The 25,249-nt window shown below is 68.9% G+C and carries 23 protein-coding genes and 2 tRNA genes; 14 read left to right on the top strand and 11 right to left on the bottom strand.

The genetic code is table 11. From position 1 onward, the window contains the following. Positions 1–21 precede the first annotated feature (21 nt). From pyrR to POL67_RS30610, 3 genes are all read left to right on the top strand, one after another. Positions 22–561 carry a bifunctional pyr operon transcriptional regulator/uracil phosphoribosyltransferase PyrR gene (pyrR, locus tag POL67_RS30600; RefSeq protein WP_271923526.1) on the top strand — a complete coding sequence of 180 codons (540 nt, stop codon included), beginning with the start codon at positions 22–24 and terminating at the stop codon, positions 559–561. Further along, entirely contained in the window at positions 558–1,517 is a 960-nt protein-coding gene (locus POL67_RS30605) for an aspartate carbamoyltransferase catalytic subunit (RefSeq protein WP_271923528.1), read from the top strand. The genes pyrR and POL67_RS30605 overlap by 4 nt, the downstream gene beginning before the upstream one ends. A 100-nt stretch (positions 1,518–1,617) precedes the next feature. Next, on the top strand, positions 1,618–2,562 hold the full coding sequence (locus tag POL67_RS30610) for an RNA polymerase sigma factor (protein ID WP_271923530.1): 945 nt from the start codon (positions 1,618–1,620) through the stop codon (positions 2,560–2,562). Between the two features lie 37 nt (positions 2,563–2,599). Here the strand turns inward: POL67_RS30610 and POL67_RS53775 are convergent, their stop codons facing one another. The 5 genes from POL67_RS53775 to POL67_RS30635 all read right to left on the bottom strand — a co-directional run bounded on the left by POL67_RS53775 (position 2,600) and on the right by POL67_RS30635 (position 8,148). Then, positions 2,600–3,880, bottom strand: a complete 1,281-nt coding sequence (locus tag POL67_RS53775) for a M16 family metallopeptidase (protein WP_271923532.1) — start codon at positions 3,878–3,880, stop codon at positions 2,600–2,602. Then, complete coding sequence (locus POL67_RS30620; RefSeq protein ID WP_271923534.1) at positions 3,877–5,322, bottom strand: M16 family metallopeptidase; 1,446 nt, start codon at positions 5,320–5,322, stop codon at positions 3,877–3,879. The genes POL67_RS53775 and POL67_RS30620 overlap by 4 nt, the downstream gene beginning before the upstream one ends. 94 nt (positions 5,323–5,416) lie before the next feature. Then, entirely contained in the window at positions 5,417–6,028 is a 612-nt protein-coding gene (locus tag POL67_RS30625) for a hypothetical protein (RefSeq protein WP_271923536.1), read from the bottom strand. Between the two features lie 49 nt (positions 6,029–6,077). Then, positions 6,078–7,880, bottom strand: a complete 1,803-nt coding sequence (lepA, locus tag POL67_RS30630) for a translation elongation factor 4 (RefSeq protein ID WP_271923538.1) — start codon at positions 7,878–7,880, stop codon at positions 6,078–6,080. Positions 7,881–7,956: 76 nt separating this feature from the next. Further along, positions 7,957–8,148 carry a ribbon-helix-helix domain-containing protein gene (locus POL67_RS30635; RefSeq protein ID WP_136918444.1) on the bottom strand — a complete coding sequence of 64 codons (192 nt, stop codon included), beginning with the start codon at positions 8,146–8,148 and terminating at the stop codon, positions 7,957–7,959. Positions 8,149–8,381: 233 nt separating this feature from the next. Between POL67_RS30635 and POL67_RS30640 the strand changes: the two genes are divergently transcribed. Together POL67_RS30640 and POL67_RS30645 are read left to right on the top strand one after the other, a co-directional pair. Continuing rightward, entirely contained in the window at positions 8,382–9,173 is a 792-nt protein-coding gene (locus POL67_RS30640; RefSeq protein ID WP_271923542.1) for a hypothetical protein, read from the top strand. Then, positions 9,170–10,015 (top strand): hypothetical protein, encoded by an 846-nt coding sequence (locus POL67_RS30645; RefSeq protein WP_271923543.1) that lies wholly within the window; start codon positions 9,170–9,172, stop codon positions 10,013–10,015. Before POL67_RS30640 ends, POL67_RS30645 begins: the two co-directional genes overlap by 4 nt. A 17-nt stretch (positions 10,016–10,032) precedes the next feature. Here the strand turns inward: POL67_RS30645 and POL67_RS30650 are convergent, their stop codons facing one another. Beyond that, on the bottom strand, positions 10,033–10,386 hold the full coding sequence (locus POL67_RS30650; protein WP_136931847.1) for a cupin domain-containing protein: 354 nt from the start codon (positions 10,384–10,386) through the stop codon (positions 10,033–10,035). 64 nt (positions 10,387–10,450) lie between these two features. Here POL67_RS30650 and POL67_RS30655 point away from each other — a divergent pair, with 64 nt between their 5' ends. Next, entirely contained in the window at positions 10,451–11,434 is a 984-nt protein-coding gene (locus POL67_RS30655) for a pseudouridine synthase (protein ID WP_271923546.1), read from the top strand. 9 nt (positions 11,435–11,443) lie between these two features. Here the strand turns inward: POL67_RS30655 and POL67_RS30660 are convergent, their stop codons facing one another. The 3 genes from POL67_RS30660 to POL67_RS30670 all read right to left on the bottom strand — a co-directional run bounded on the left by POL67_RS30660 (position 11,444) and on the right by POL67_RS30670 (position 12,905). Next, a complete protein-coding gene (locus POL67_RS30660; RefSeq protein ID WP_271923548.1) occupies positions 11,444–12,610 on the bottom strand; it encodes an AAA family ATPase in 1,167 nt (388 codons plus the stop codon). Positions 12,611–12,730: 120 nt separating this feature from the next. Continuing rightward, positions 12,731–12,802 (bottom strand) — tRNA-Gly (locus tag POL67_RS30665). 31 nt (positions 12,803–12,833) lie between these two features. Then, positions 12,834–12,905: transfer RNA gene (locus tag POL67_RS30670), tRNA-Gly, on the bottom strand. Between the two features lie 305 nt (positions 12,906–13,210). Here POL67_RS30670 and POL67_RS30675 point away from each other — a divergent pair. Beyond that, on the top strand, positions 13,211–14,476 hold the full coding sequence (locus tag POL67_RS30675; RefSeq protein ID WP_271923550.1) for an FHA domain-containing protein: 1,266 nt from the start codon (positions 13,211–13,213) through the stop codon (positions 14,474–14,476). Positions 14,477–14,516: 40 nt separating this feature from the next. Here POL67_RS30675 and amrB read toward each other — a convergent pair whose 3' ends face one another. Continuing rightward, entirely contained in the window at positions 14,517–15,755 is a 1,239-nt protein-coding gene (amrB, locus tag POL67_RS30680; RefSeq protein ID WP_271923552.1) for an AmmeMemoRadiSam system protein B, read from the bottom strand. Between the two features lie 97 nt (positions 15,756–15,852). Here amrB and POL67_RS30685 point away from each other — a divergent pair, with 97 nt between their 5' ends. Further along, the gene (locus POL67_RS30685) at positions 15,853–16,449 is read left to right on the top strand and encodes a YkgJ family cysteine cluster protein (RefSeq protein ID WP_271923554.1); all 597 of its coding nucleotides are present in this window, start codon (positions 15,853–15,855) and stop codon (positions 16,447–16,449) included. Between the two features lie 6 nt (positions 16,450–16,455). Here the strand turns inward: POL67_RS30685 and POL67_RS30690 are convergent, their stop codons facing one another. Then, positions 16,456–18,621, bottom strand: a complete 2,166-nt coding sequence (locus tag POL67_RS30690) for a RelA/SpoT family protein (protein WP_271923556.1) — start codon at positions 18,619–18,621, stop codon at positions 16,456–16,458. 338 nt (positions 18,622–18,959) lie between these two features. Between POL67_RS30690 and hemW the strand changes: the two genes are divergently transcribed. The 6 genes from hemW (at position 18,960) to POL67_RS30720 (ending at position 25,159) form a co-directional block, all read left to right on the top strand. Further along, positions 18,960–20,189, top strand: coding sequence for a radical SAM family heme chaperone HemW (gene hemW, locus POL67_RS30695; RefSeq protein ID WP_271923558.1), 1,230 nt, complete (start codon positions 18,960–18,962; stop codon positions 20,187–20,189). Between the two features lie 259 nt (positions 20,190–20,448). Continuing rightward, positions 20,449–21,078 (top strand): tetratricopeptide repeat protein, encoded by a 630-nt coding sequence (locus POL67_RS30700; RefSeq protein WP_271923560.1) that lies wholly within the window; start codon positions 20,449–20,451, stop codon positions 21,076–21,078. 55 nt (positions 21,079–21,133) lie between these two features. Beyond that, entirely contained in the window at positions 21,134–22,234 is a 1,101-nt protein-coding gene (locus tag POL67_RS30705; protein WP_271923562.1) for a polyprenyl synthetase family protein, read from the top strand. Further along, the gene (gene mvk, locus POL67_RS30710; protein ID WP_271923564.1) at positions 22,231–23,268 is read left to right on the top strand and encodes a mevalonate kinase; all 1,038 of its coding nucleotides are present in this window, start codon (positions 22,231–22,233) and stop codon (positions 23,266–23,268) included. Before POL67_RS30705 ends, mvk begins: the two co-directional genes overlap by 4 nt. After that, complete coding sequence (gene mvaD / locus POL67_RS30715; RefSeq protein WP_271923566.1) at positions 23,265–24,254, top strand: diphosphomevalonate decarboxylase; 990 nt, start codon at positions 23,265–23,267, stop codon at positions 24,252–24,254. Before mvk ends, mvaD begins: the two co-directional genes overlap by 4 nt. Then, the gene (locus tag POL67_RS30720) at positions 24,251–25,159 is read left to right on the top strand and encodes a mevalonate kinase family protein (RefSeq protein ID WP_271923568.1); all 909 of its coding nucleotides are present in this window, start codon (positions 24,251–24,253) and stop codon (positions 25,157–25,159) included. The genes mvaD and POL67_RS30720 overlap by 4 nt, the downstream gene beginning before the upstream one ends. The last annotated feature ends 90 nt before the right edge of the window (positions 25,160–25,249 follow it).

Raw genomic sequence — 25,249 nt, forward strand, 5'->3', positions numbered from 1 at the left:
TTGTGGTAGCTCGTCCCCGCCATGTCCGAAGTCCTCCTCGATCCGGTCGCGGTGGCCCGAGGTCTCCGCCGCGTCGCTGGCGAAATCGCCGAGCACGGTGGCGTCCGTGACCTCGCGCTGATCGGCATACGGCGCGGCGGCGAGCCCCTCGCGGAGAGGCTCGCCGCGCTGCTCCGCGAGCTCGAAGGTGAAGCGCCGCCGACGGGCTCCATCGACATCACCCTCTACCGCGACGATGCCGCGACGGCCCTGCCGAACCCCAAGATCGGCCCGAGCCGCATCCCCTTCGAGGTGCGCGGCAAACGCGTCGTGCTCGTCGACGACGTCCTCTACACCGGCCGTACGATCCGCGCGGCGCTCGACGCAGTGCTCGACTACGGCCGCCCGCGCCGCATCGAGCTCTGCGTGCTCGTCGACCGCGGCGGCCGCGAGTTGCCCATCCACCCGGACTACACCGTGCGCCGCGTCGAGCTCGGCCCCGGACAGAGGATCGAGGTCACGCAGAAGGACGACGGCGCGTGGGCCACCATCGAAGATTCATCCACCCTGGGGGGAACGTGACAACACCACGCGCGCGATATCCGCACCGCCACCTGCTCGGGATCGAGGCCCTGGAGAGGACCGAGATCTTCTCGATCCTGGACGCTGCGGAGAGCTTCTTCGACGTCTCGCGGCGCAGCGTCCGGAAGGTGCCGACGCTCCGGGGCAAGACGGTGATCAACCTCTTCTACGAGCCCTCCACGCGCACGCGGACCTCGTTCGAGCTCGCGGGCAAGAGGCTCTCGGCGGACGTCATCAACATCAGCGTGTCGACGTCGAGCGCGGTCAAGGGCGAGACGCTCCTCGACACGGTGAAGAACCTCGAAGCGATGTGCCCGGACGTCCTCGTCATCCGGCATCAAGCGTCGGGCGCGCCGCACTACGTCGCTTCACGCACGAAGGCCGCCGTGGTCAATGCGGGCGACGGGACGCACGAGCACCCCACGCAAGCGCTGCTCGACGCGTTCACGATTCGACGTCGCAAGGGACGGATCGAGGGCCTCGTCGTGGCCATCTGCGGCGACGTTTTGCACAGCCGCGTCGCGCGCTCGAACGCGCTTCTGCTTCGGAAAATGGGAGCCACGGTGCGCTTCGCAGGCCCTCGCACGCTCCTTCCACCCGCGGCCGAGTCGCTCGGCGCGGAGGTGCATGATCGACTCGAACCCGCGCTCGAAGGCGCCGACGTCGTGATGATGCTCCGTGTGCAGCGCGAACGCCTCGCGGGCACGTTCTTGCCGAGCACCCGCGAGTACAGCAGGAAGTTCGGGCTCAACGAAACGCGACTCGCGCTCGCCGCGCCCGACGCGATCGTGATGCACCCCGGGCCCATGAACCGAGGTGTGGAGATCGACCCTGTCGTGGCGGATGGCTCACGCAGCGTCATCCTCGATCAGGTGGAAGCGGGCGTCGCCGTACGAATGGCGGTCTTGTGGATGCTCGCGACGGAGGCCGAGGGGGAGCCCACCGCTGGCGCGTGAGCGCGGATGACCATTGACGCTCCCTGCCACCCGCAGGACAAACCGTTCGAGAGGCGCGGGCAACGTCGATCACGCGAGCTGCGCCTCGGGGCGGTGAACCATGAAAAGGCCCGACGAGCGTCCCCGCAGCGCAAGCGGAAAACGAGCTCCACGCGCAAGTTCGTCCAGTGAAACTCCTGCAGCGGGCAAGCGCCGTAGCGCGTCGCCCCCGCCGGCACCGACATCCCCTTCCACCTGGTGTCCGGAAGGCGACCCGCCGCTGTCTCCCGACGCCGTCCCTCTGGATCCGCTGCATCCTCCCGTTCGGTATCCCTTCGCGGAAGAGCTCATCTCCGGGCCCCTGCCTCCGCGTGACGAGGTATTCCAGCAGCTCTATGCGCGCGAATGGGAGTTCGTCCTGCGCACCGTCGAGCGTTACGGAGTGCCCGCCCGCGACGCCGACGACATCGCACAGGAGGTCTTCTCGGTCGCCTTGCGGCGGATCGAGGATCACGACGCGGCAAGCTCGGCGCGCCCCTGGCTGTTCGTCATCGCCATGCAGCTCGCGACGAACTACCGAAAGCTCGCACGGCACCGCATGGAGCCGCTCGTGGCCGATTGGCCACCGGAGCCGATGAGCGACGCCCTCGCGGCCGAGTCCGCGCTCCTGGAAGGCGAAGAGCAGGCGCTCGCCCGCGAGCTCATCGGCCGGATGCGCCCGAAGCTCCGCGAGGTTCTCGTCCTGCACGACCTCGAAGAGCAGACGATGCCGGAGATCGCCGAGAAGCTCGGGGTCCCGCTCAAGACGGCTTACGCTCGGCTGAAGCTCGCGCGCGCAGAAGCGCTCCGGCGAGGGCGCGCGCTCGCCGCGTCGAGCCTCGCCGTGTCGACGCCACGCCCGCTGCGGCCCAAAGATCTGCTTCGCGTGCGCGAGGTGCTCCTCGCGTATGCGCATCAACCGTCACACGCGGCGCGCGCCTCACGCCGTCGCAATCAGCCCGTCATGTATCCCTGCGCCGTCCCCGTGCGGGAGCTGTCTTACCCGCGGATCGTCTTCCCGTCGTGAAGCGAGCGGCGCGCGGGTCACACACCCGCGCGCCAGATCATTCGAGGTCGAACGGATCGACCTGCGTCTCCTGCAGCCGCGGGACGGACTTCGCGACGGCATCGCCGATCTGCGAGAACGTTCCCACGACCGAGACCACGAGGTCATCCTCCGACAGACGCTCGCGGATCGCGGCGTTCGCCTCGTCCAGCGTAACGGCCTCGATCTGCTCGAGCTGCTTGTCGTGGTATCCCTCAGGCAAATCGTAGAGCGCGGCCTCGAGCTTCTGGTAGGCCCGTTTCCTCGCCGTATCCACCTCGAAGGCGTGGGAGCGAACGAGGTACTTCTTGACGAACGAGAGCTCGTCCCGCGTGATCCCATCCTTGCGGAGCGCGTGCAGAAGCTCGAGCTTCAGGGCGAGGCAGGCCGCGGCATCCGACGCCTTGGGCGCCGTCCACATCGTGAACGCGTCCCTCTGCCGATCGAAGCCGACACGAGACGACGCGCCGTACGACCAGCCGCGCTTCGCCCGCACCTCCTGCATGAGCCGCGACGTGAACGTCCCTCCGAACGCCGTGTTCGCCACGAGGAGCGCGACGTGATCGGGATCATTCGGGTGCGTCCCCAGTCCTCCCACGATCATCTGCGTCTGGGTTCGCTCCGGTTTGTCGACGAAGACGAGCCGACGGCCGGCCCTCCGCGCCGGCGGCGGCACGGGATCCGGGATACGTGCGCCGGCCGGGAGTCCGGAAAGCAAGCGTTCGGCGATCGCGTGGCCTTCCTCCACGTCGACGTCTCCCGAGATCGTGACGATCGCGTTCTCCCGCGCGTAGTGCGCCCCATAGAACGACACCACGTCGGCGCGCTCGATCGCACGCAACGCGGGAATGCAACCTGCAACGCGGCGGCCGTACGGATGACCGGCGAAGAGCGTCCGGCGGAAGGCGCGCGCGCACAAGGAGCCGTCGCTGTCGCGTGACTCGATGAGCTCGGCCTCGGCTTCACGCTTCAGCCGAGCGAGCTCGGTCTCGTCGAACGAGGGCCGCGCGAGCAACGTCGATGCGAGGTCCACGAACGGATCGAGCGAACGCCGGATCACCTCGAAGTGAAGCGTGCTCGAGCTCGGCGAGACGTCCACGCCGAGCTCACCGCCGAGGAGGTCGATCGTCTGCTCGATCTTCTCCGAGCTCCATCCATCGGCACCGCGACGGAGCATGCGTGCCGTGGTGCGCCCGAGCCCTTCGCGGCCCACGGGGTCGTGCGCCGATCCCGAGCGGAACGCGACGACGACGCTGACGATAGGCAACGCGGGGCTCGGCTCGACGATGACGTTCGTCACGACGCCACCTCCTCTTCGCTCCCCTCGCCTTCCGCCTCTTCGTCGTCCACCTCGTCACTCTCCATCGATCCGTCGGGCGCGACCTCGATGACCGTCCTCGACGAGCGCGCGAGGTAACGCCGCGCCACGCGCAGGAGGTCTCCCACGGTGACCCTGCGGTACGCCGCGAGCCGTTCGAAGAGCGCCGCCGGATCGCCCAGCACGATCTCGTAAAACCCGATCTGCTCGGCCTTGCCGCTCACCGTCTCGAGCCCCTGCAGCACCGCGAGCTCGACGCGCGCCTTGGCCTTTTCAAGTTCCTCCTCCGTGACCGGCTCGACGCGGACCCGATCGAGGAGCACGTCGAGCGCAGCGCAGAGCGCCTCCGCGGTGTGCTCACCGCGCGCCGACAAGAAGACGTCGTAGAGCGATGGATCGCGGAACGCGCCCACCCAGCCTCGCACGTCGGTGGCGATCTCCTGATCCTGGATGAGCGCGCGATGCACCCGCGAGGAGCGCCCTCCGAAGAGGATCTCGTTCAGGAGCACGAGCGCCGGATGATCGAAGTCCCCGAGCGCCGCCGATTTGTACCCGATCGCCACCTTGTGCGTCGGCGTCGGCTTGGTGATCTGGATCCGACGCTCCACGGTTTGCGGAGGCTCGGGTCGCACATCCTCGACCGGCAGGACCGAAGACGGCAGGCCGCCGTAGTTGTCCTGCACGAGCCGGAGCACTTGACCGATGTCGACGTCGCCAACGATCGCCATCGCCGCGTTGTTCGGCGCGTAATACGTCCGGTAGAACGAGACGCAGTCGTCGGTCGTGAAGCCCAGGATGTCGTCCATCCATCCGATCGTCGGATGCCCGTAGCCGTGCTCGCGAAACGCCTCCTTGTAGAGGACCTCGCTGATCGCGCCGTCCACGTCGTCGTCGACGCGTTGCCTCCGCTCGTTCGCGACGACCTCCTTCTCGCTCGCCACCTGCGGATCACGCAACACGAGGCGCGACATCCGGTCCGCTTCGAGCCGCAGCGTGAGCTCAAGCGCCTCGGCGGGCAGGTTCGTGTGGTAGTACGTCCAGTCCAGGAACGTCGCGGCGTTCGTCTCGGCGCCCGCTTCTTCGAGGGTGCGATCGAACGCGCCGTGGGCCGAGGTCTCCGTCTCGCCGAACATGAGGTGCTCGAAGAGATGGGCGATGCCCGTCTTGCCGACGCGCTCGTGCCGCGAGCCCACGCCGAACCACGTCTGCACGCAGACGACGGGCGCCGCGTTGTCCTGCAGGATCAGCACCCGCAGGCCGTTGCCCAGGACGAAACGTTCGACGCGCATGGTTGGGCCGAACGAGATGGTGGCGTCGTGCTCGGCCTCTGCGAGGCGGGTCCGGTTGCGGTTGAGCTCGGCGAGGAGCTCGGCGAACGGACCTTTCCGGACGCGCGAGCGGAGATTCGGGAGGGCCGTATGCATCTGCCGCTCTCCCTTACCACATCGCGCCTTCGAGCGCGGCCAGGCGCCACGCGGGCGCGGACGATGCGGCCCCCTCGTCAGGGGCGGACGTGCCTCAGCGGCGCGGCGCCGCGTGGCAGAGGACGTCCTCCGGGATCCGCGTCGACTGATGGCACTCCCACTTGTCGTCGTGGCAGGAGATGACGAGCACGCCGGCCTCGTAGGCTTCCTTCAGCGACGAGCCCGCTCGCTGGTGGAGCAGGTTCTCGGGCACCCGCTCGTTGCACCCCTTGCCCATGTCGACCTCGAGCTTGCGGTTGCCCTTGTTCGCCTTCACCGGGTTCGGCGGCGTCTTGCCCTTGTCGGCCGTGCGCACCGCGGCTTCGAGCTTCTTCAAGGTGCGCTCCACGTAATCCTTGTCGACGAGGGGATCGGTGCCGCGCGGCGTGACCATCGCGATCGTGTACTGGATCGCCATCATCTGCTGATCCGGCGGAGCGCTCGGCTGAATCGGACCCGCCGATCCGAGCGGCACGGGCCGCGGCGGCATCTCGATCTTCGCCTTCGCCGGCGGAGTCGTCGCGGAGGGCGGCGGCTCGGCCGCGGGCGGCGGCTCAGCCGAGGGCGCCGCGGACGACGTGCCCTTTGTCGAGGCCGGTTCGTCGCAGGCGGCGAGCACGAGGAGGAGCGGGAGGCAGAGTGGGAGAGTGCGTCGAGCGACCGACATGTCGCGCCTTATACGAAGGCTCGGTCGCGGACGGTAGAGGGCGCGCGCTTCAGTCGACCTTGAGGATTGCCAGGAACGCCTCCTGGGGGATCTCGACGCTGCCGACCATCTTCATGCGCTTCTTGCCCTCTTTCTGCTTCTCGAGGAGCTTGCGCTTGCGGGAGATGTCGCCGCCGTAGCACTTGGCCGTGACGTCCTTGCGCATCGCCTTCACGGTCGTCCGGGCGATCACCTTCGAGCCGATGGCCGCCTGGATGGCCACCTCGTACTGCTGCCGCGGCACGATATCCTTCAGCTTCACGGCGAGATCGCGCCCACGCTGGAACGCCTTCTCCTTGTGGACGATGACGCTCAAGGCATCGAGCGGATCCCCGTTCACCAGCATGTCGAGCTTCACGAGATCGGCCGGCCTGTAGCCGACGAGCTCGTAATCCATCGAGGCGTAGCCGCGGGAGACGCTCTTCAGCTTGTCGTGGAAGTCGAAGAGCACCTCGCTGAGGGGCATGTCGTACGTGATGATCACGCGGTCGGACGAGGCGTATTGCAGCGACTTCTGCTCGCCGCGCCGGTCCTGGCAGAGCGCGAGCACCGCGCCCACGTAGGACGAGGGCACGTGGATGGTCACGCGGTAGATCGGCTCCTCGAGGTGGTCGACGTGCTGCGTCGGCGGCAGGCGCGCCGGGTTCTCGATCAGCTTCATCTCCCCGGTGTTCATGTACACGTGGTACACGACGCTCGGGGCCGTGGTGATGAGGTCGAGGTTGTACTCGCGCTCGAGCCGCTCCTGGATGATCTCCATGTGGAGCAGGCCGAGAAAGCCGCAGCGGAAGCCGAAGCCGAGCGCCTCCGATGTGTCGGGCTCGTAGACGAACGCCGCGTCGTTCATCTGGAGCTTCGACAGGGCGTCGCGCAGGTCCTCGTACTGGGCCGAGTCCGTGGGGAAGATGCCCGCGAAGACCATCGGCTTCACCTCTTTGAAGCCGGGCAGCGGCATCGTCGTCGGGTGGACCGCGTCCGTCACCGTGTCGCCGATCTTCGTGTCGGTGACGCTCTTGATGTTGCCCGCGATGAACCCGACCTCGCCCGGGCCGAGCTCGGTGATGGGCGTCGCGTGCGGGGCGAACACGCCCATCTCGGTGATCTCGTAGTCGCGCCCGGTCGCGAAAAACCGGACCTTCTGGCCCTTGCGGAGCGTGCCCTCGACCACGCGGACCATGACCACGGCGCCGCGGTAGCTGTCGTACCAGCTGTCGAAGATGAGCGCGCGGGGCGTGACCGTGGCGTCGCCCTTCGGCGCTGGCATGCGGGCCACGACCGCCTCGAGGATGTCCTTGATCCCAATGCCGGTCTTCGCGCTCGCCAGGATCGCGTTCGAACAGTCGAGGCCGATGACGTCCTCGATCTCGCGCTTCGTCCGGTCGACGTCTGCCGAGGGCAGATCGATCTTGTTCAGGACAGGGATGATCTCGAGGTTGTTGTCGAGCGCGAGGAAGACGTTGGCGAGCGTCTGCGCCTCGACCCCCTGGGAGGCGTCCACGACGAGCAGCGCGCCCTCGCAGGCCGAGAGGCTGCGCGAGACCTCGTAGTTGAAGTCCACGTGTCCGGGCGTGTCGATGAGGTGCAGCCGGTACTTCTGGCCGTCTTTCGCGGCGTACTCGAGCCGTACGTTCTGCGCTTTGATGGTGATCCCGCGCTCGCGCTCGATCTCCATCTTGTCGAGGAACTGGTCTTGTTTCTCGCGATCGGACAGGGCGCCCGTGGCCTCCAGGATGCGGTCGGCCAGCGTGCTTTTGCCGTGATCGATGTGCGCGATGATGGAGAAGTTGCGGATGAGCTTGGGATCGGCGGGCATACTTCCGTGAGGCCGGCAAGGCGACGGCCGCGTGCTCCTAGCGCGTCACGCGCACGAAAGCCACGGGCTCTGGCAGTTACTTCTTCTGGACCGTCGTCTCCAGGCTCATCTGTCCCGGGAGCACGTGCTCGTAGTGCTTGAGGACCATGTCGATCCCCTCGCGGATGTAGACCGCGATCGGCACCTTCGTCCGGTCGTGCAGGAGCTTCAGGCGCTCGGCCTGCTCGGGCGTGATGTAGATGGTCGTCGAGACTTTCTTTCGCGACATGTCACGCCGGCCCTGCGCTCTTCACGTCGCCCGCCGGATGCGGACGGCGCGCCCCCAGGACTCCGAGGGGATACTGACAAGGCGTTACCCTAGATGCCGGTACGTGTGTTGTCAATCAGGAAGACTCGGGAGTCTCCGGAAACGCGCGTCAGATGCAGGAGCACGAGCACGGCATCGGCCTCCCGCTCGCCTTGCGGAAGGTATCGCGGTGCGTCTAGACTCGCCTCGAACGCTTGGAATCCAGCCGCTTTCCATGTCCTTTCCGCTGGGCGCGCCCGCTCGGCGTCGCGGTCCTTCTCACGTCGCTGCCGGCGATCGGGGCCACCGCATGCACCTCGGCCGATCCGGCCAGCACGCCGCCCACCTTTCCCACCGGCGCCGAGCGTGACACCGAGGTGAAGCACGAGGCCTGCGACATGGCCGCGGCGAACGCGCAGCGCTTCGACGCGAACGGGGACGGCAAGCCCGACATGACCCGCGTGCCCGACGCCGCGGGTCGCGAGCTCTGCCGCGTCCTCGACCTCAACTTCGACGGCGCCATCGATGTCTTCATCTACTACGACCCCGCGGGCCGCGAGCGCCGTCGCGAGTCGGACTACGACAGAGATGGGCGGGCCGACGAGATCGTGAGCTCACGCGACGGCGCCGTGTTCCTCAAGGAACGCGAGACCAACTTCGACGACAAGCTCGACACCTGGGACTACTACGAGGGCGGCCGCCTCGTCCGACGCGAGCGTGACTCGGACGGCGACGGGCTCATCGATCAGTGGTGGGCCTTCAACGATCCGACCGACGATCGATGCGCGCTCGTCGCGACCGATCGCAACGTCGACGGCAAACCCGATCCCGAGACGGTGCTCGACCTCTGCGCGGAAGCCCGCGCGAAGCAGGCCGCGACACCACCCAAGCCCCAAGCTCCCGCGCCGCGGCCCTCGGGCGCGGCGCCGCTCCCGACCGCGCCCGCCCCGATGCCGCCGGGGGGCGTGCCCATCGCACCGCAGCCAGGTGGAACGAGCCCCCGATGACGAGCCGCGTGATCGTGTGGACACTCGCAGGCCCTCTCCTCGCGCTCTCCTCGTGCGCGAGCACGCCCACGACCACGACGAACGCGTTCACCGGCGAGACCACGCCGAAGCGCGCCGCGCTCCGAGGACCAAGCGGTCCCGTCGACGATCGCTCGATGTGCGACTGGAAGGGTCGGAAGGATCGGGAAGCGAGCGAGATCGCGGGGCCTGGCTCGCTCAAGCCGAACGTCCGCCGCGTTTACCTTCTCGTCGGCGTGGGCGAGTCGCAGAAGAAGATCCTCGTCTGCCGCGAGGTCGACACGAACTTCGACGGCGTGAAGGACGTCGTGCGCCGCTACAACGACAAGGGCGAGAGCGTGCACGAGGAGAGCGACACCGACTACGACGGTCGCATCGACACGTGGATCACGTTCTCGCGCGGCAAGCTCGCCGAGGTCGAGCTCGACAACGATCGCGACGGCAAGCCCGACGAGTGGAAGAGCTACTCGGAGGGCCGCCTCTCGCGCATCAAGCGCGACCAGAACCGCGACGGCAAGCCCGACGTCTGGGAGATCTACCGCGAGGGAAAGCTCGAGCGGATGGGCGTGGACCTCGACGCCGACGAGCGGGTCGATCGCTGGGATCACGACACGGAGGCGCGCCGCCGTGCCGAGGAGGCCGAGCGGAAGAAGGAAGAAGAGGCGAAGAAGCGCGAAGCCGAGAAGCGCGAAGCCGAGAAGGCCGACGCCGACAAGGACGGCGACGAGCGCGAAGGCGAGCCGAAGGGCTCAGCTCCGTCGGCCGAGAAAAAAGACAACAAGGCCAACGACAAGGCCGACAAGGGCGAGAAGAAGAAGCCCTAGCGCGACGAGGACCATGGTCAGGGAGCGCTCGTGCCTTCGCGGCCATAGACGTCCTCGATGCGGACGACGTCGTCGAGCTCGGGCGTGGACACCTCGATCACATCCACGTCGGTGACGGCGATCATGCGGTGGATCGTCCCGGGCAGGACGTGGAAGACGTCGCCCTTCACCATGCGGCGACGTTCGAGCGACTCCTTCGGGCCTACTTCGAGGTCCATCTCGCCCGACTGGAGAAAGAGTGTCTCTTCCTTGACCCGGTGGTATTGACGGGACAGACGCTCGCCTGCCCGGATGTGGAGCAACTTGCCCACGTAGCGGGACGTCTCCGCCCAGATGAGCTCGTGTCCCCACGGCTTGTCGACGCGGCGCATGGAGCGTGCTTATCACGAGCCGGGCTGTAGAGCGAAGCGAAGCGGGCTGGAGGCGAGTCGGCGGATGGAAGAGCGGTTGCAGAAGATCATCGCCCGTTCCGGGGTGAGCTCCCGGCGCGCAGCGGAGGAGTTGGTCACGGCAGGGCGGGTCCGGGTGAATGGGCGTGTCGTGACGGAGCTCGGGGCCAAGGCCGACCCGCGTCGCGACAAAATCGAGGTGGATGGCAAGCGCCTCACGGCAGAGTCGCCGGTCTACCTCGTGCTCCACAAGCCGCGGAACGTCGTGTCGACGCTCCACGATCCCGAGGGTCGGCCCACGGTAGCGGACCTCGTGCGCAGCGCAGGCGCGCGCGTCTATCCCGTCGGTCGCCTCGACTTCGCGACGAGCGGCGTCCTCCTGTTGACGAACGACGGCGAGTTCTCGAACGGCATGCTTCATCCGCGCGGCGGCGTGCCCAAGACGTACGTGCTCAAAGTGCGTGGCTTGATGGATGAAGGCGACGCGGACGTGTGGCGCACGGGCGTCGAGCTCGAAGACGGCAAGACGTTGCCGGCCGACGTGCGCATCCTGCGGCACGAGGGCGACAAGACCTGGCTCGAGATCACCCTGCGCGAAGGTCGAAACCAGCAGATCCGACGCATGGGCGAGGCGACGGGTTTCCCCGTGATGCGGCTCGCGCGGTTGAGCTTTGCCGGCGTGACGTCCGAGGGGCTCTTACCGGGGAAGTGGCGGTTGCTCACGGTCGACGAGCTGCTCGCGATCCGCAAGGAGTTCGGCGTGCCGAAGCGCGTGCGCCCGGCCGTGGATCAGATGCCTGCACAGCGCGCGAAGCAGCAGAGGCCCCGCGCGCACGTCGGCGCAGCACCCCGCGATCGAGGCGAGCGCGGTGAACGCGGCGAGCGGCCGCGGGTGGGGCACACGACGCGAGAAGGCGCACGCGAGGAGCGACGCGCGCGGCCTGCGGATCGGCGCGAACGGGGGACGAGCGGGCCGCCGCGCGAGCGGGGGACGAGCGGGCCGCCGCGCGAGCGCAAGCGGCCCACCTGAGGCGGCGCGTCAGATCTGCGCGAAGCGACCGCTGCGGAACGAAGCTTCGAGGAGCTGCGCGACGCGCTTCTCGAGCTCTCGGGCGCGCGGATCGGTGATCCCGGCGAGCGCGGTCTTGATCTCGCCGAGGGCCTTGAGCTGACTGAAGAGCTGCACGTCGCCGAGCGCGGTGCCGCCGGTGAGGAGCTGGCGGATGCGATCAATCTCGGCGGCGAGCGCGTCGACACCGACGCCGAGCGCGCCGACGCGGCGGCGATCCGGGTGCTCGCGGAAGAATGCTTCGAGCACGGGCTGGACGATGCCTTCGAGGATCGCGGCCTGGTCCTGGTTGTTCCAGATGTGCTTGAGGACGAAAAAGTCGCTCGCGTCGGTGGTGTTGCGCCCGTCGAGGTAGGCGCTCGCGGCGAAGAGCTTGAGCATCTTCACGACGCGACGATCAGAGAGAGAAATCCCCTCGGCACGGATCTGGAAGACGATGCCCTTGTAGGCCGAGAGGAACGTGTCGGAAAAATTCATCCGGCCGCCGAAGCTCTTGCCGAGGTCGGCGAGCTCGCGGGCGGTGACGACGGGGCGCAGCGGCTCGCCGGACATCTGGCGGATCTCGTGCTGGATGCCGCGCTGGAGCAGCTCGCTGAAGTGGTAGGCGTCGAGGTTGTCCGAGTGGACGCGCAGGAGGAAGCGGTCGAAGATCGCGTTCAGCGTCTCGTCGCCAGGGACCTCGTTCGAGGCCGCGAAGACGCTGATGAGCGGGCAGCGCATCACCTTGCCGCCGCTCGTGAACTTGCGCTCGTTGAGGAGTGTGAGCAGGGAGTTCAGGATCGCGCTGTTCGCCTTGAAGACCTCGTCGAGGAAGACGACCTCCGCCTCGGGGAGCATGCCCTGCGTGTTGCGGCGGTAGGTGCCTTCGCGGAAGGCGACGATGTCGACGGGCCCGAAGATCTCGTTCGGCTCGGTGAAGCGCGTGAGCAGGTACTCGAAATAGTTCGCCTGCATGAGCTCCGAGAGGGAGCGGATGAGGGCGCTCTTGGCCGTGCCGGGCGGACCTAGCAGCACGCAGTGCTCGCCTGCGACGACCGAGATCATGAGAAGCCGGATGATCTCGTCTTTGCCGAGGAACTGTCGTTCGAGGGTGCTCGCGAGCTGGCGGAGTCGCTCGTGAAGAGGCGCAGGCGGCATCGCCGAGGAGGCGTATCACAACGGGGCGCGGTCCGGCCGCGTTTGTGCCCGGGGCCTTCGAAACACGAAGGCCGGCCCGCAGTTTCGTGCGGCCGGCCTTTCGTGTTCTCTACACTGCGGAGCGGGAGACGGGATTTGAACCCGCGACGTCAACCTTGGCAAGGTTGCACTCTACCACTGAGTTACTCCCGCAGGGTGCTGCGAAGGAACTGCTAATTTTCAGAGCGGGAGACGGGATTTGAACCCGCGACGTCAACCTTGGCAAGGTTGCACTCTACCACTGAGTTACTCCCGCAAACTTCGCCATCGCCTTCACGAGCGCGATGCCGAAGGGCTGTTCGGGTTTTTCCCGAATCACTCGGGAGGTCCCCGAGGAGGGCCCTACTGCGTGCCGAGGCGCGCCTCGTCAGCAGCGAGGCCATTCCTACTCGGCACTTTGGAAACTGTCAAGCCCTGCGCCCCAGACAGTTGCCTCTTTGAATTCCAAGAGTATCTTCTTCAACCGTTGCATCGGACGGCCTGGCCGAAGAGCCGGCCGTTGGGGGTTGCAGCACAGGCGGATGGGGCACCGTCGCGTGCTCCGCATGGATGGGGGGAAACATGAACGAACAGCAAGCTGCTTTGCGTATCAACTCCGGTTCGAACGCGGAGGCGGTCAGCCAAGCACAAAAAGAGCACCGGTCGGGCGTCTTCGCGAAGGGACGGCGTGACGGAAGCGGCTGGGGGCTCGTGCTCATCGGTTTCAACGGCGAGCTCTCGCCGATCACGCTCACCGACGGGGCGGTGATCGGCAGCGCGTCACGTGACGCGCACGTGGAAGGCGCGGGGATCGCGGCGGAGCACGCGCGCGTCAGCGTCCGCGCGGATGGTTGCTACGTCGAGGATCTCGGCACGCCCGACGGCACGTTCGTCGACGGCGTGCGCGCGCGTCGCATCGGGCTGAGCCACGGCGACGTGGTGCGGCTCGGCAGCCGGATCGGCGTGTTCGTCGAGCGTGATCTCAGCGCATACGGCGGCGCGGTCATGCGCACGGGCCCGCTCGTTCACGGCCCGCGGCAGCGCAAGGACTGGATCGATCCGATCCTCGATCTCGTGAAGGGTGGCTCGTGCGTGTGCATCGAGGGCGGGCCCGGCACGGGCAAGCGCACGATGGCGAAGCTCGCCGCCGCGGTGCGCGAAGGCGTGGGCGACATCGTCACGGTGGACGGCCGCGCCGAGGGCAAGCCGACGATTCCAGCGGGCATTCGCCCGATGACCTGGGTCGTGCTCGACGCCGATCGGCTGCCGCGCCCGCAGCAGCTCGAGATCGCGCACGCGGTCGGCCGCACGAGCGGTGTGTCCGTGATCGCGACGGTGGGGCAACCGCTCGATCGCGCGGTCGGCGACGGCAAGCTCGCGCCGTGGTTCGCTTCGCTCTTCTCGGGCAAGCGCGTCACGATCACGCCGCTCGAGCATCGCCGTGAGGACATCGCGGCGATCGTGCAGGACATCGCGGAGCGCCGCGGCATCGAGCTCTCGCGCATCACGCCGGAGCTGCTCGAGTCGCTCGTGCGCGCGGGCTGGCCGGGCGGCGTGCCGCAGCTCGAAGCGACGCTCGTCTCCGCGGCTGAGGTCGCGGGCCCCGACGGCGCGCTCCTTCCCGCGTCGATCGCGTCGTCGCTCGCGCGAGCGAGCCGCACGAAGCCCTCGCTGCCGCCCGCCACGGATCCTTCGCTCGCCCGGGCGCGTCTCGAAGATGCGCTCGCGCGCGCGAACGGCTCTGTCGCATCGGCCGCGCGTTCGCTCGGTATGTCGCGCCAGGCGATCTACCGCGAAGCCGAGCGCCTCGGCCTCGACATCGCGCGGCGCAAGTTCTCACGGAGCTGACCTTTCGTTCGATCCGAGGGCCGTGCTCGGTCACGGCCCTTCAGGCAACGAACGCCAAGGACGCGTGACTGACGATCGATCCCTCCACCGGATCGACACACTGCGTGTAATGCAAGAGCCGCCCCGTCGCGGCCCCTGGTAGCGCCCGGAGCGCCGTGTAGATCGGGCCGAGGCCACACACGCGCCTCGTGTCGAGATCCTCGGCGACCTGCGAGAAAAATCCGCTCGCGTCGTGTTCCACCATGAGGCGGATGGACTCCGCGTCACGAGCCTGGAGCCCGTCGCGCTCGACTGCGTCGAGCGGCCGCGCGTCCCCGAAGCGCGGGCCCACGTGCGCGAGATCGGCGCCCGCGATGAGGAAGGCGCGCGCGCCACGTCGCTCGACGAGCTCGGCGAGCGACGCGAGGAACGACTCGGCGCGCGCATCCTCCCGCGGATCACGTCCCCTCGCCTGCGCGTCGCCGAGGCCGCAGAGCACGGGCACGATCCGCGCAGGGCGATCGCCGAGCAGATGGCGTAGGAAGATTCCTTGCAGCTCCAATGAATGCTCGCCCTTGTGCAGGTACTCGTCTTCGCGCACGTCGAAGCGGCTATGCGCCGCGAGGAACGCGAGCGCGTCGTGGTCGGGCTCGAGCGGGCCGAGCGGCGTGGCGAAACGTTTGTCGCAGACGGCGAAGGGCTGGCGCATCGGCGCGTGCGACGTGCCAAGCAGGAAGAAGGTGTCTACCTCGGGAGGTAACGCATCGGCGAGCGCGCCGTATGCGTGGCCGTACCCCACCGCCGCGCGCCAGAGGTCCATGTGCGGCGCGCAGAGGCCGACGAGGCGACCCTGCGATGCTCCGTTGCCGCGCGGCGCCTTCCCGAGACACGCCTCCTCGATGTAACGAGCGAGCTCTTGGGGATCACGATGATAGGCGCCGCCCGCGTGGTGCGCGGGCCGCTCGCTCGCGGCGGCGAACGCAGCCACGACCTCGCGTCGTCGCGCCTGAAAGCGTGGCGTCTCGAGCATGTAGGCCGCGTCGAGGTCGGCGACGATGCGCGAGACGATCGCGACGTCGATCATGCGGCCGGTGATGCGACTCGCGCGGCGGGCGAGGCCGTCGAGGGAAGCCGTGCCGTCCATGCACGAGACGATCGGGGCGAGGTCTCCGCGGATCACGATCGGGCTCGGAGCGATGCCCTCGCCGTCGCGGAGCATGAGCGCTTTGCCGAACGTCGGGTGCGGGACGAAGATGGCCTCGATCGGCCGCAGCCGCGGGTACGCGTGCGGTTTCGGCATGTTACCGCGCAGAATAGCGCCCGCACGCTGCACGCAAAGGGAGGCGCATGCGTTGGAACACGGCGGCGTCGGCGCGTATGCTGCGGGCGATCGATCCATGCCCCCCACGAAGTCGCCCGATCGTTCGCACGCATCGATTCGCACGAGCACCACGAAGGACGACGATCGGCGCACGCTCGCGGGCCTGCTCGACGAGCTCGCGGCGATCTACCGCGAGGTGGACGCATCCTTCGCGGAGCAGACGTGCCCAGCGTCCACGGAGTGCTGTCGGTTCGGCGTCACGGGGCGCGAGCCGTACGTCACGTCGATCGAGCTCGCCCTCGTGCAACGCGCCATCGCGGCACGAGGCGGCGCGCGCGCGCTCGGCCGCACGCCGCCGCCGCTCGCCAGTAGCGAGGATACGTCGCGTGGCAAGCGTCGCCTCACCACCGTCGATGAGCGCGTCTGCCCGCTGCTCGACGAGAACGGACGATGCGCGATCTACTCGTCGCGTCCGTTCGGATGCCGCACCTACTGGTGTGAGCGCGCGACCTCGCCGGCGGGCGTCGATCAACGCGCCATCAACACCTTCGTTCGCCGCATCAAGGATCTCGCTGCGCGACACGCGCCCGAGGGAGACCTCGGGCGTCCGCTCACGCGCGCGCTCGCGGTCACGAGCACGAGTTCGGGGCCCGGCCCCCGACGCAGACGCTAAAGAACGTTACGTCCGCTCGACGGCCATCACGCCGGGGATGCGCTGGAGCTGCCGGATGACGCCCTTGAGCTGCGCGAGGTCCGAGCACAGGAAGGTAAACGTGTTCGTCGCGCGGCCGTCGTCGCCGGCGCGGCAGGTCGCTTCGCTGATGTTGATGCCCTGCTCGTGGAACGTCTGGCCGACCGTGGCGAGGATGCCGGGCCGGTTCGCCGTCATCACGCGGAGCTGCACCGGGCGGTTGATCTTCGCCCGCGCGTCCCACGAGATCTCCACGCGGCGCTCCGGATCCGTGTCGAGCGCCTTCGGGCAGTTGCGGCGGTGCACCGTGATGCCGCGGCCGCGCGTGATGAAACCGACGATCTCGTCCCCCGGCAGGGGGTTGCAACACTTCGTGTAGCGGACGAGCACGTCGTCGATGCCGTTCAGTCGGATGCCGTGGTTGTCGCGGCCCGTCACCTTGCGGACGAGCGACTCGATGCGGCTCTCCTTGAGGGACGGCGGCGGCAGCGACTCCTTGTCGTTGCCCTGCGGCGGCGCGAGGAACTCGATGATCGCCTTCGGGCTGTGCTTGCCGTAGCCGATGCCGATCAAGAGCTCGTCGAACGTCTGCGCGTTGAAGTGCTCGCAGAGCTTGCGGACCTCCGCCTCGTTCTTCGTGAGGCGCGCCATGCTGATCCCGCGCTGGTGGAACTCCTTCTCCAGGAGCTCGCGGCCGAGCTTCAGCGAGCGCTCGCGTTGATCGGCGCGCAGGTGGCTGCGGATGCGCGAGCGCGCGCGGCTCGTCGTGACGAAGTCGAGCCAGTCCTTGCTCGGCTGCTGGCTCGGGTTCGTCATCACCTCGACGACGTCGCCGTTCCGAAGCTTGGAGCGCAGCGGCACGATCGCCCCGTTCACGCGGGCGCCCGAGCAGTGATCACCGACCTCGCTGTGGATCGCGTAGGCGAAGTCGATCGGCGTCGCGTTGCGCGGGAAGACGCGCACGTCGCCCTTCGGCGTGAAGACGTAGACCTCGTCCTGAAACAGGTCGACCTTCACGCTGTCCAGGAACTCGTGCGGATCCTTGAGCTCCTTCTGCCACTCCATGAGCTGGCGCAGCCAGCCGAAGCGCGCCGCGTCCTTCGGGTCGAGCCCGCCGGAGTGGCGCTCCTTGTACTTCCAGTGCGCGGCGATGCCTTGCTCTGCGACGCGATGCATCTCGTGCGTGCGGATCTGCACCTCGATGCGCTCGCGACCCGGGCCGATGACCGTCGTGTGGAGCGACTGGTACATGTTCGGCTTCGGCAGCGCGACGTAGTCCTTGAAGCGGCCGGGCACCGGCGTGTACTGCGAGTGGATGACGCCGAGCGTCGCGTAACACTCGGCCACCGTCTCGACCTGCACGCGGAAGGCGATGACGTCGTAGACCTGGTCGAAGTCGCACTGCTGCGACTGCATCTTCCGCCAGATCGAGTAGTTGTGCTTCGCCCGGCCGGTCACGTCGGCGGCGAAGCCCTGCTCGGCGAGCTTGCCCGCCAGGATCTTCGAGACGTCGGTGATGTACTTGTCGCGCTCGGCCTTCGTGCCGAGCACCTTCTGCGACAGGTCGGCGTGGGCCTCGGGCTCGATGTACTTGAAGGCGAGATCCTCGAGCTCGCTCTTGAACCGCGCGATGCCGAGCCGGTTCGCGAGCGGCGCGTAGATCTCCATCGTCTCGCGCGCGATGCGGTCCTGCGCCTCGGGCTTCATGTGCTCGAGCGTCCGCATGTTGTCGAGGCGGTCGCAGAGCTTCACCAGGAGCACGCGGATGTCGCGCGCCATGGCGACGAGCATCTTCCGGAAGTTCTCGGCTTGCCGATCTTCCTTCGACGCGAAGTTGATCTTCGACAGCTTCGTCACGCCGTCGACGAGGAACGCGACCTCCTGACCGAACTCTCGCTCGATGTCCGACAGCGTCGCGAGCGTGTCCTCGACGACGTCGTGAAGCAGCCCCGCGACGATGCTGGCCACGTCGAGCTTCAGCTCGATGATGATGCCGGCGACCGAGACCGGGTGCGAGAAGTAAGGGTCGCCGCTCTTACGCATCTGGCCCTTGTGCGCTTCGGCGGCGTAGTCATAAGCGCGGGCGATGAGCTCGACGTCGGCCCCAGGCTGATACGCCTGGACCCGCTCGATCAGCTCTTGAGACGTCACCATACGATGTGCGGAAGGTGCCAGGGCACCGTCCTGAACGTTCAAGCTAACACCCCGTGTTTCGCCCGGCAATTGGCTGACCATGGCTCACGCGCTCCGCTTCTTCCGTCTTCGAGCGCCCGTGGGCACGGCTGTCCAGCGGGCAGATGCGGAAACCTCCTCGACCTTTCCTCCACGAACGACCTGCATCAACTTGCGCACGGGCGCTTTCGCGCCCAAGGGGTCCTCGCGGCCTTCGGGGCCGAGGCGTGTCCTTCCTGCCCCGTTTGACGTGCGTCCTCGCGCCCGAGTTCTCCCGTGACACCCGGGAGCCCTAGAGACCTCCACACACGTAGAAATCCATGGAGCCGATCGGCGTCTATGTCCACTTCCCGTGGTGCCTGAAAAAGTGCCCGTATTGCGATTTCGTTTCGTTCGCAAAAGAACGGGACGGAATCGAACATGAGCGGTACGCCGACGCCATCCTCGCCGAGCTCGAACGTCGGGCCGGCGCCTTCGAGGGGCGGACACTCGCGACGGTGTTTTTCGGGGGTGGCACGCCATCGCTCTGGGCGCCCCAGGCGCTCGGGCGGGTGCTCGCCGGGATCCGAGCCGCCACGGCGGGACGCGCGGACGTCGACGTGGAAGTGACGGTCGAGTGCAACCCGAGCTCGCTCGACGAGGACCGGGCGCGGGCGCTCGTCGACGTGGGCGTGAACCGGCTCAGCGTCGGGGTGCAGGGGCTCGAGCCGGAGCGGCTGCGCTTCCTCGGGCGGCTCCACGACGCGGACGGAGGCCTCGACGCGGTGCGGGCGGCGATCCGGGCAGGCGTTCCGCGGGTGAGCGCGGATCTCATTTACGGCGTGGCCGTGCCGGCGCCGGAGGCCGGTCCGAAGTACCTCGCGGGCGGGCCCACGCAGGAGCAGTCGCCCCGCGAGGCGGCCGCGGAGGCGCGGCGCGTAGCCGAGACGGGGGTGACGCACGTGTCGGCGTACAGCCTGACGATCGAGCCGGGGACGCAGTTCGGTGAGCTGTCGCGGCGAGGGCGCCTGCCCATCGCGAACGAGGACGGTGTGGCCGAGACGTTTTTCGCGATCGAGGAGGCGCTCTCTGCGTCCGGGCTCCGGCATTACGAGATCTCGAACTACGCGCGCGAGGGGCACGAGGCACGGCACAACCTCGGCTACTGGCGCGGGCACGACTACGTGGGCCTCGGCTGCGCGGCGTTCGGCACGGTGAGCGGACGAGGCGCCGGGGTGCACGAGGGGTTCGCGCTGCGGTACCGAAACCCGATCGATCCGGCGCGGTACATGCGAGCCGCGCTCGCGGGCGAAGCCGAGGTCGAGAGCGAGGAGCCGCTCGATCCGCAGACGCGGCTGCGAGAGCGGATCATGCTGGGCCTGCGGCTGCGGGAGGGGTTCGACCTCGAACGATCGGCAGCGGAGGTCGGGGCCGATGCCTGGACGCCGTCGCGGAGGCAGGCGGCCGAGCGGCTCGTGAAGCGGGGCAAGCTCACGATCGAGGGAGGGACGATCCGGGTACCGCGGGACGCGTGGGTGCTCGCCGACGGCATTGCAGCCGAATTGTTTTGAGGTCCGTCCATTGGAGGGCCAACGATTGCACGAAAAACGCTCGAAGCTGTCTCGGCCTCGAAGTGCCATCGGCCCGTGAGCAGCTCGTGGGCCACACGTCGAGACGTCGTCCGGGGGGCTGGGTACGACAGGTGGGGCACGTCGCCCTGAAGGATCCGTGCGGCGAGGAAACACGAGCGATGTGCGTGCCCACGGCCCCGGCTACGATGCGATCCTCGTGCACCGAAAGGTTCCACGCCACGCAAGTACGCTCGGATGCGTGACGCTCGTCGTCGCGCTCGCAGGCGAGGCGCGCGGGCAATCCGACGAAGCGACGAGCTGGGCAACGAAGCAAGCCGCGGAGCTCGTGCGGCAAGGCGAGGCGCACGCGGCGCGAGGGGACGGCGCAGCCGCGACGCGACGGCTGCTCGAAGCGATCTCGTTCGATCCCACGTACGGGCCGGCTTACCTCGCGCTCGCGGCGCGACACGAGGCCACGGGGGACGTGGTGGAGGCGGAGCGGGTGTACACGGCGGGGCTCGAGCGCGTGGCGGGCTTCGCAGAAGGACACGCGGCGCGAGGGAGTTTACGCAGGCGCCTCGGGAGGTTGCGCGAAGCCGCCGTGGACTTCGAGGCAGCGCTCTCGTTCGTCTCGGATCACAAGGCAGCGCTCGAAGGTCTGTATGCGACGTACGTGGCGCTCTCCGCGCTGCCGGCCGCACTCGCGACGAGCCGGCGGATGGAGGCGCTCGCGGAGGCGCGCGGCGACACAGCGGCGCACAAGGAAGCCCGAGCGCGCTCGCGGGCGCTCGTAGTGCTGCTCGCAGAGGTCGATCCGGTGACAGCGGGTGCGCGTGATCGTGGGCCTCTCCGCAGTGCGCTCGCGCGTCATGCGCGTCGGGGGCGATGACGCGCCTGGCCCTCCATTGACCGACCCGGGTACGGCTCCTACGCTCGCGCGCCCTATGAACCAAGGCATCTCCCCGACGACGGCCGAGCCCGCCACGAACGGGAACGCGTTCCTCGCGCTGCTCACGCAGATCAAGCCCGAGATCGAGCGCCGCATCGCCGCGCGGTTCGACGAGAAGATCACGCGGGCGCGCTCGTACGGGCCTGCGATCGCCGCGATGCTCGAAGCGGCGCGGGATCTCTCCCTGCGGGGCGGCAAACGCGTGCGCGCAGGGCTCATCGCCGCCGGTTGGATCGCCGCCGGAGGCGAAGGCGCGCTCGAACCGGCGATCAACGCCGGCGTCGCGTTCGAGCTCCTGCAGAGTTACCTGCTCATCCAGGACGACTGGATGGACGGGGACCCGACGCGGCGCGGCGGTCCGAGCGTACATGCGGCGCTCGCCAAGGAGCTCGGCGGCGAGCACATCGGCGCCACGTCGGCGATCCTCGCGAGCGACATGACGTGGGGGCTCGCGGTGGAGACGCTCGTGTCGATCGCGGGGCTGCCGGCCGAGCGGCGGCTCCAGGTGCTGCAGGTGTTCATGCGGATCCATGAGGACGTGGTGCTCGGCCAGCAGATCGACGTGCTCGGCAAGGCCGAGGACGTCGAGGCGATGCACGATCTGAAGACCGGGAGCTACACGATGCGCGGGCCGCTCAGCATCGGGGCGGCGCTCGCGGGCGGATCGCCGGAGCTCCACGCAGCGCTCGCGCGGTTCGCGGCGCCGCTCGGCATCGCGTTCCAGCTCCGCGACGATCTAATCGGGACCTTCGGGGATCACGCGGAGACGGGCAAGCCGGTGGGGAACGACATCGTCGCAGGCAAACGCACGTCACTCGTGGCCGAAGCCGATCGGCTGGCGAACGAGGACGAGCGGCGCGCGCTCGCGGGGGCGCACGGGCGAGCGGACGCGGACGCGGCGGCAATCGCGGCGGCGACGCGGGCGCTCGTGACGTCGGGCGCGCGCCGGGCCGTGGAAGAGCGGCAGCGGTCGCTCTGCGACGCCGCGGCGAAGGAGGTCGCGTCGATGCCGGTGTCGGCCGGGGCGCGTGCGATCCTCGCCGGCGTGGTGGAGGCACTCCGGGTTCGTCCCGCCAGGTCGGAGGCGTGCTCGTGACGGGCCAGGCGAGCGCCGAGGGCGCCGCGTCGGGGAAGGTGATCCTGTTCGGCGAGCACGCGGTCGTGTACGGGTCGCCCGCGATCGCAGCCGGCCTCGATCGCGGAGCGCGCGCCATCGTGACGCGTCTGCCGAGTGGGCCGAGCACGCTCCAGCTCGGAGGCGGCACGGTCGTCGCAGATGATTCGTCGTCAAACGATCTCGGGCGAGCGTTCTCGGCGCTCTTGAAGGTCGCCCCCGCGATTCCGCCCGTACACGTGGAGGCGCGCTGCGAGCTGCCGCCGGGCGGAGGGCTCGGCAGCTCGGCGGCGCTGGCCGTTTCGATCGCGCGCGCGGCGGAGGTGCTCGCACGCAGCGGCGAGGCCGGCCCCGAGGAAGACGCAGCGATCGAGGCTCGTGTGCTTTCGCGCGCGGCCGCGTGGGAGCGGATCTTTCACGGCAACCCTTCGGGCATCGACGCGACGGCGGCGGCCCGAGGCGGGATCTTTCGGTTCACGCGCGCGGAGGGCGCACGGCCGATCACGCCGCGCCACGACCTCGTTTTGTGCGTTGGATCCACGGGGCACCCGTCGTCGACGCGGACGACGGTCGAGCTCATCGCCTCGCAACACGCGAAGGATCCCGTGCTGGTGAAGCGATCGATCGACGCGATCACGTCGATCGTGGGTAACGCGGTGCTCGCCATCGAGGCCGGCGACATGCGCGCGCTCGGCGATCTCATGAACATGAACCAGCTCGTGCTCTCCGGTCTGTTCGTCTCGACGAGCGAGCTCGAGGAGCTCTGCGCGCTCGCGCGCTCCGCGGGCGCGCTCGGCGCGAAGCTCACGGGCGGCGGCGGAGGCGGGTGCGTGATCGCGCTCGTGCCGCCCTCGTTCCGGAGCGATGGCACGAGAGACGAAGCGCGCGAGGCCGAGAGCGCCGCGCGGATCCTCGACGCCTGGCGAAGCGCCGAGGGCCACTACGAAGGTTTTTGTGCGCGCATCGGCGCGGGCGGGCGCTCGGAGACGCCGGGCGCCGAAGGAGGTTTGTCTTGACGATTCGCGCGGCGAAAGCAACGGCGCATCCGAACATCGCGCTGGCGAAATACTGGGGCAAACGCGCGGACGGCGTGAACCAACCCGCGGTCCCGAGCCTCTCGGTGACGCTCGCGGGCATGGCCACGACGACGACCGTGGCCTTCGATCCGGCGCTCACGGAGGACACGTTCCTGCTCGGCGGCGCGCCGGCCGACGAGATCGCGCGGGGTCGCGTGATCAAACTCCTCGATCGGGTGCGTCGTGCGGCGGGGATCTCGGCACGGGCGCGCGTCGAGAGCGGCAACGATTTCCCCACGGCCTCGGGGCTCGCGTCGAGCGCGTCGGGCTTCTCGGCGCTCGCGCTCGCGGCGCTCAGCGCGGCGGGGCTCGACACGGATCCGACGCTGGTGAGTGATCTCGCGCGGCGGATCTCGGTCTCCGCGGCGCGCTCGGCGTTCGGCGGGTTCGTGGAGCTGCCGGTGGGGAGCCCCGGCGAGGGTGATCTCGCGGCGATCCCGATCGCGCCGCCGGAGCACCTGGCGCTGCGTGTCGTCGTGGCCGTGACGCGGGAAGGCCCGAAGGCCGTGGGATCGACGGACGGCATGGAGCACACGGTTCGTACGAGTCCGTACTTTCCGGCGTGGGTTGCGTCCGCGCCTGCGCTCTGCGCCCGCGTGCGCGAAGCGATCTTGCGGCGGGATCTCGAAGCGCTCGGCGTTGCGGCCGAGGAGAGCGCGCTCGCCATGCACGCGACCAGCATCGCGGCGCGGCCGGGGCTGCTCTACTGGACCGGCGGCACGGTGGAGGCGCTCGAAGAGGTGCGCAGGCTCCGCGCGAGTGGGCTGCTCGCGTACGCGACGATCGACGCAGGTCCTCACGTAAAGGTTCTGACGACGCCGGAGGACGAGCCGCGCGTGACGGCCGCACTCGCCGAGGTGCCGGGCGTCAAACGAACGATCGTTGCGTCGCCCGGTGAGGGCGCGCGGCTCCTGGATCGAACGTGATCACGCGAGCGCCGGGCAAGATCGTCGTCTCGGGGGCGTATGCCGTCCTCGAAGGAGCGCCCGCGCTCGTCGCGGCCGTCGATCGGTACGTGGTGGCAGACGCGAGCCGCACGAGCGAGCTCGTGACGGAGGAGGTCCGCGCGGCGATCGACGCAGGCATCCTCGATCATGCGCCCGCGTTCGACGCGTCGGCCCTGCGCGCGCCGATGCCCGACGGCACGACACGCAAGCTCGGGCTCGGATCGAGCGCGGCGATCACGGTCGCTTCGATCGGCGCGGTGCTCGCGGCGACGATCGGGGACGAGGTCGCGCTGCGGCGCGCCGTCTTCCCGCTCGCGCTCGCCGCGCACCGAAAAGCCCAACCGCGCGGCAGCGGCATCGACGTCGCTTCGAGCGTGTTTGGTGGGATCGTGGCGTGCCGGCTCGCGCCTGAAGGTGCGCTCGACTTCGTGCCGTTCACGCTGCCCAAAGGCGTCGTTCTCGAGGTCTTCGCGTGCCCCACGGCAGCCTCGACGAGCGCGCTCGTCGAGAAGGTCCAGGGCCTTCGCGCGACGGATCCGGCGACGTACCGGCGCCTGCTCGACGAGCTCACGGACGGCGCGCAGGCCGCCCTCGAAGCGCAAGACGCCGCTGGCTTCGTGCAAGCGATCACGGCGCAGCTCGACGCCCTCGCGGAGCTCGGTCGCGCTGCCGGCGCTCCCATCGTGGTGGACGACGTGGCCGAGCTCCGCCCGTTCGCGCGGGCCGAAGGCGCGAGCTTCGGCCCGAGCGGCGCCGGCGGCGGCGACATCGCCCTCTGGATCGGACGGGCGCCCTCGTCCGCAGCCTTCCGCGCGCGCGCAGCCGCACGAAGCCTCGAACCCCTCGACACGCGCATCGGCCCCCCGGGGCTCTCCGTCGGTTGAACGACCCGAGCGGGCCGTCGCGACCTCCCCCACCGATCCTCCCGCGCCTCATCACCCTCGCTGCGCCGAGTCTCCACGGAACATGCGCAT

Source organism: Polyangium mundeleinium, assembly GCF_028369105.1.
In the GTDB taxonomy this organism is placed as follows: Bacteria; Myxococcota_A; Polyangia; order Polyangiales; family Polyangiaceae; genus Polyangium; species Polyangium mundeleinium.

What these genes read in the sequence shown, in the direction of transcription:
- POL67_RS30620 (WP_271923534.1), bottom strand. Translation starts at nt 5,322, where the DNA reads ATGCATACGGCCCTCCCGAATCTCCGCTCGCGCGTCCGGAAAGGTCCG.
- POL67_RS30705 (WP_271923562.1), top strand. Translation starts at nt 21,134, where the DNA reads ATGAACCAAGGCATCTCCCCGACGACGGCCGAGCCCGCCACGAACGGG.
- POL67_RS30635 (WP_136918444.1), bottom strand. Translation starts at nt 8,148, where the DNA reads ATGTCGCGAAAGAAAGTCTCGACGACCATCTACATCACGCCCGAGCAG.
- POL67_RS30660 (WP_271923548.1), bottom strand. Translation starts at nt 12,610, where the DNA reads ATGCCGCCTGCGCCTCTTCACGAGCGACTCCGCCAGCTCGCGAGCACC.
- lepA (WP_271923538.1), bottom strand. Translation starts at nt 7,880, where the DNA reads ATGCCCGCCGATCCCAAGCTCATCCGCAACTTCTCCATCATCGCGCAC.
- POL67_RS30645 (WP_271923543.1), top strand. Translation starts at nt 9,170, where the DNA reads ATGACGAGCCGCGTGATCGTGTGGACACTCGCAGGCCCTCTCCTCGCG.
- POL67_RS30690 (WP_271923556.1), bottom strand. Translation starts at nt 18,621, where the DNA reads ATGGTGACGTCTCAAGAGCTGATCGAGCGGGTCCAGGCGTATCAGCCT.
- POL67_RS30625 (WP_271923536.1), bottom strand. Translation starts at nt 6,028, where the DNA reads ATGTCGGTCGCTCGACGCACTCTCCCACTCTGCCTCCCGCTCCTCCTC.
- POL67_RS30685 (WP_271923554.1), top strand. Translation starts at nt 15,853, where the DNA reads ATGCCCCCCACGAAGTCGCCCGATCGTTCGCACGCATCGATTCGCACG.
- hemW (WP_271923558.1), top strand. Translation starts at nt 18,960, where the DNA reads ATGGAGCCGATCGGCGTCTATGTCCACTTCCCGTGGTGCCTGAAAAAG.
- POL67_RS30655 (WP_271923546.1), top strand. Translation starts at nt 10,451, where the DNA reads ATGGAAGAGCGGTTGCAGAAGATCATCGCCCGTTCCGGGGTGAGCTCC.
- amrB (WP_271923552.1), bottom strand. Translation starts at nt 15,755, where the DNA reads ATGCCGAAACCGCACGCGTACCCGCGGCTGCGGCCGATCGAGGCCATC.
- pyrR (WP_271923526.1), top strand. Translation starts at nt 22, where the DNA reads ATGTCCGAAGTCCTCCTCGATCCGGTCGCGGTGGCCCGAGGTCTCCGC.
- POL67_RS30610 (WP_271923530.1), top strand. Translation starts at nt 1,618, where the DNA reads ATGAAAAGGCCCGACGAGCGTCCCCGCAGCGCAAGCGGAAAACGAGCT.
- POL67_RS30675 (WP_271923550.1), top strand. Translation starts at nt 13,211, where the DNA reads ATGAACGAACAGCAAGCTGCTTTGCGTATCAACTCCGGTTCGAACGCG.
- POL67_RS30650 (WP_136931847.1), bottom strand. Translation starts at nt 10,386, where the DNA reads ATGCGCCGCGTCGACAAGCCGTGGGGACACGAGCTCATCTGGGCGGAG.